Below are 4,452 nucleotides of genomic sequence, written 5' to 3'. Positions count from 1 at the left end.
GAGACAGGGGCTGGAGGACGGTGCTCCGAGCGAAGCTCGTCGTCTGTTTGGCGGGGGGCGGGGGCTGGAGGACGGTGTTCGCCGTACCCTGTGGCGGACGCGCCACCACGCGCGGGGACGCTCTCGACGGGCGTCCCCGCACGCCGTGGACCGGCGCGGAGACGACATACGAATCAGCGGTGGGAAGAAGAGGAATTTTCGTGACGAAGGCACCGACGCGGCTGTGGGGCGGCCGGTTCGAAGGCGGCCCGTCGGACGCGCTCGCGCGGCTCTCGGTGAGCGTCCAGTTCGACTGGCGGCTCGCCCCCTACGACCTGATGGGCTCGCGCGCACATGCCCGCGTCCTCAACCGGGCGGGGCTGCTCACCGACGACGAGCTCGAGCGCATGATCGGTGCCCTGGACGACCTCGAAGAGGCGTGCAAGTCCGGCGAGTTCCGGCCCACCGTCGCCGACGAGGACGTCCACACCGCCCTGGAGCGGGGCCTGCTGGAGCGCCTGGGCGCCCTCGGCGGCAAACTGCGCGCCGGCCGCAGCCGCAACGACCAGGTCGCCACCGACCTGCGCCTCTACCTGCGCGACCACGCCCGGCAGATCGCCTCCCGGCTGGTCGAGCTGGAGACCGCGCTGATCGCGCAGGCCGAGCACAACCTCGGCGTCGCCGCGCCCGGCATGACGCACCTGCAGCACGCCCAGCCGGTGCTGTTCTCCCACCAGCTCCTCGCGCACGTCCAGCCGCTGACCCGCGACATCGCGCGGCTGCGCGACTGGGACAAGCGCGCCGCGGTCTCCCCGCTCGGCTCCGGCGCGCTCGCCGGCTCGTCCCTGCCGCTGGACCCGCAGGCCACCGCCGCCGAACTCGGCTTCGACGCGGCCGCGCCGAACTCCATGGACGCCGTCGCCGACCGCGACTTCGTCGCCGAGTTCCTCTTCGCCGCCGCGCTGATCGGCGTCCACCTGTCGCGCCTCGGCGAGGAGATCTGCCTCTGGGCGTCGCAGGAGTTCCGCTGGATCGAGATGGACGACACCTACGCCACCGGGTCGTCGATCATGCCGCAGAAGAAGAACCCCGACGTCGCCGAGCTGGCGCGCGGCAAGGCGGGCCGGCTGATCGGCCACCTCGTCGGCCTGCTCACCACGCTCAAGGGCCTGCCGCTCACCTACAACCGCGACCTGCAGGAGGACAAGGAGGGCGCGTTCGACGCCGTCGAGACGCTGCTGCTCGTCCTGCCCGCCATGTCCGGGCTCATCGCGACGATGCGGATCAACACCGAGCGGCTGGAGGCCCTCGCCCCCGACGGCTTCGCCCTCGCCACCGACCTCGCCGAGCTGCTCGTCCGGCGCGGCACGGCGTTCCGCGACGCGCACGAGGTCGTCGGCCACCTCGTCGTCTGGTGCCAGGTCAACGACAAGGACTTCGACGAGCTCACCGACGAGGAGCTCGCCAAGGTGTCGCCGCACCTGACGCCGGACGTCCGCGAGGTGCTGAACGTCCAGGGCGCCCTGGCGTCCCGCAAGGCCTACGGGGGGACGGCGCCGGAACGCGTCCGCGAGCAGCTCGACGCGCTGCGCGCCCTGGTCAACGAGCATGCCGCCTGGGCGTCCGGCTCGGACTCCTGACCTCGGCGCGGGCCCGGTGCCGCGGGCGGGCATAGGCTGGCCCGACCGACCCCTTCGACGATGGTGAGGCGATGGACGGAGCGTTGCTGCCACGGGATTTCTTCGACCGCCCGGTGGAGGAGGCCGCGCCCTCGCTCCTCGGCCACGTCATCGCGCACCGCACGCCGGAAGGCGAGGTCGCCGCGCGGCTGACCGAGGTGGAGGCGTACGCGGGGCCCCTGGACCCCGCCTCCCACGCCTACCGGGGGCGGACCCAGCGCAACGCGGTCATGTTCGGGCCGCCGGGCCACGTCTACGTGTACTTCACCTACGGCATGCACTTCTGCATGAACCTGGTGTGCGCGCCGGAGGGGACGTCCATGGCGGTGCTGCTCCGCGCGGGCGAGATCATCGAGGGCGAGGACCTCGCCCGCGCGCGGCGGCCGCGCTCGTCCGTCCGCGACCTGGCGCGCGGGCCCGCCCGGCTCTGCCAGGCCCTCGGCATCGCCCGCGAGCAGAACGGCCTGGACGTGTGCACGCCCGGCGGGGAGATGGCCGTCCTCGAAGGCAAGCCGGTCGACCCCGCGCTGATCCGCAGCGGCCCGCGGACCGGCGTGAGCGGCGCCAAGGAGGTCCCATGGCGGTTCTGGATCGACGGCGACCCGACGGTCTCCCCGTACCGCCCGCACGTCCCGAAGCAGCGCCGGAAGCTCCCCGCCGGTGACTGACGCGGCGCCGCGGGCGGCACCCGCGGGCACGGGGTGTTCGGACGGTACCGGGGGCATTGCGTCTACGTCGGCGACGACCCGGAGCTGTCCTACGGCCGATTCGAGTACCTGCGGCTGAACACCGGCGTGCAGCTCAGGATCGAGACGGTGAAGTGGGAGAGGGACGGCGTCCGGGTGACGTTCGACTCGGGACACGAACTCTTCGTCCCGGCCCGCTACCGCGACGGCGGCCGTTGAATATCGTTGGCGTGACATGAGCGCGCCGGTGCAAGCTGGTGCGCGTACGGAAAGCAAGCCGGAGACGAGGGAGACCGTGACCGACATCCTGGACGATCTCGCGTGGCGCGGCCTGATCGCGCAGTCCACCGACCTGGACGAACTGCGGGCCCTGCTCGCCGCGGGACCGGTCACGCTCTATTGCGGCTTCGACCCGACGGCGCCGTCGCTGCACCTCGGCAACCTGATCCAGATCCTCACGCTGCGGCGCTTCCAGAGCGCCGGCCATCGGCCCATCGGCCTCGTGGGCGGCGCCACCGGCCTGATCGGCGACCCGAGCGGCAAGAGCACCGAACGCGTCCTGAACTCCGAGGAGACCGTCGCCGCCTGGGTCGAGCGGGTCCGCGGCCAGGTGTCGAAGTTCCTCGACTTCCACGAGGGGCCGACCGGCGCCACCATGGTCAGCAACCTCGACTGGACGGGCCCGATGTCCGCCATCGAGTTCCTGCGCGATATCGGCAAGCACTTCCCGGTCAATCGGATGCTCGCCCGCGAGACGGTGAAGGCGCGGCTCGACTCGACGGGCATGAGCTACACCGAGTTCAGCTACGTCCTGCTCCAGTCGATGGACTTCCTCGAGCTGTACCGGCGGCACGGCTGCCGGCTGCAGACGGGCGGCAGCGACCAGTGGGGCAACCTCACCGCGGGCGTCGACCTCATCCGCCGCGTCGAGGGCGGCAGCGCGCACGCGCTGACCACGCCGCTCCTCACCAAGGCGGACGGGTCGAAGTTCGGCAAGACCGCCGGTGGGGAGACGTACTGGCTCGACCCCGAGCTGACCTCGCCGTACGCGTTCTACCAGTTCTGGATCAACGCCGACGACCGGGACGTCGAGAAGTTCCTGAAGTTCTTCAGCTTCCGCCCCCGGGAGGAGATCGAGGACCTGGTGAAGGAGGGCGTCGACCGCCCGGCCGCGCGCGCCCCGCAGCGGGCGCTCGCCGAGGAGATGACCACGCTCGTCCACGGCGCGGACGAGACGGCCCGCGTCGTCGCCGCCTCCCGCGCCCTGTTCGGGCAGGGCTCCCTGGAGGAGCTGGACGAGCGGACGCTGAAGGCGGCGCTTGCGGAGGTGCCCCGCGCCGAGGTGAAGCCTGGGGACCTGCCGACCGTGGTCGAGCTCCTGACGGCGTCCGGCCTGTGCAAGAGCAAGTCGGAGGCGCGCCGCGCCATCACCCAGGGCGGCGCCTACCTCAACAACGCCAAGGTCGAGTCGGAGGACGCCGCACCGGCGGCCGGCGACCTCCTCCACGGCCGCTTCCTCGTCCTGAGGCGGGGTAAGCGGAATGTGGGCGGCGTCGAGGTGACCGCGTCCTGAGCCGTCCCGCCACCGCCCGTCCGGTCCCGTACCGGGCGGGCGGTCGCCATGTGACGGGCAAGCTTCGGTAGATACACGTCACATTGCGGTTACGAGCAGCGCTGTGTGGGCATCATCTTGGGTCGGAAAACATAACGTGACCTGGGGTTTCGTGCCTCGCGAAGGCCGATTTGACGCCCCTGGCGGGTGGATCTAATGTTCTACTCGCCCCACGGGGGAGCGGGACGCCGAAGAGGCGGCCGGCCCCGAAGGGGATCCTCCGCAGACCGCATCGCTGGAGCTTGCCTCCATCGATTGGGATGTTCGAGGACGAACCGCCCCGCAGTTGGACAAACGGGACGGATCGGATAGAGTAGAAGGGTTGCCCCGGAGCCGGGGCCTGCGGGAGCGGGGTTCGGCGCGGTGGGTGTCCGTTTCTTGAGAACTCAACAGCGTGTTAAAAGCCAGTGCCTTTATCGGCTCGGTCAGTTGGCCGGGCCGCCCCGTGACCATCGTTCTTCGGGATGATGGTGGGGATTTCTTTGAGGCAATGCGC

At 71.1% G+C, this 4,452-nt stretch carries 4 protein-coding genes; all 4 read left to right on the top strand.

Translation table 11 applies throughout. The features are described from left to right. The first annotated feature begins 200 nt into the window (after positions 1-200). The 4 genes from argH to tyrS all read left to right on the top strand — a co-directional run bounded on the left by argH (position 201) and on the right by tyrS (position 3,917). On the top strand, positions 201-1,619 hold the full coding sequence (gene argH / locus E1284_RS38805; RefSeq protein WP_131945125.1) for an argininosuccinate lyase: 1,419 nt from the start codon (positions 201-203) through the stop codon (positions 1,617-1,619). A gap of 71 nt (positions 1,620-1,690) precedes the next feature. Beyond that, positions 1,691-2,326 carry a DNA-3-methyladenine glycosylase gene (locus tag E1284_RS38800; RefSeq protein ID WP_131945124.1) on the top strand — a complete coding sequence of 212 codons (636 nt, stop codon included), beginning with the start codon at positions 1,691-1,693 and terminating at the stop codon, positions 2,324-2,326. Positions 2,327-2,359: 33 nt separating this feature from the next. Further along, a complete protein-coding gene (locus tag E1284_RS38795) occupies positions 2,360-2,563 on the top strand; it encodes a hypothetical protein (protein ID WP_131945123.1) in 204 nt (67 codons plus the stop codon). 76 nt (positions 2,564-2,639) lie between these two features. After that, entirely contained in the window at positions 2,640-3,917 is a 1,278-nt protein-coding gene (gene tyrS / locus E1284_RS38790; protein WP_131945122.1) for a tyrosine--tRNA ligase, read from the top strand. Positions 3,918-4,452: the final 535 nt, after the last annotated feature.

This window comes from Actinomadura bangladeshensis, from assembly GCF_004348335.1.
GTDB classification, from domain to species: Bacteria; Actinomycetota; Actinomycetes; order Streptosporangiales; family Streptosporangiaceae; genus Spirillospora; species Spirillospora bangladeshensis.
This window is presented reverse-complemented; position numbering and strand designations above follow the sequence as displayed.

Excerpts from the sequence above, each read along its gene's own strand:
- E1284_RS38800 (WP_131945124.1), top strand. The coding sequence starts at position 1,691 with ATGGACGGAGCGTTGCTGCCACGGGATTTCTTCGACCGCCCGGTGGAG.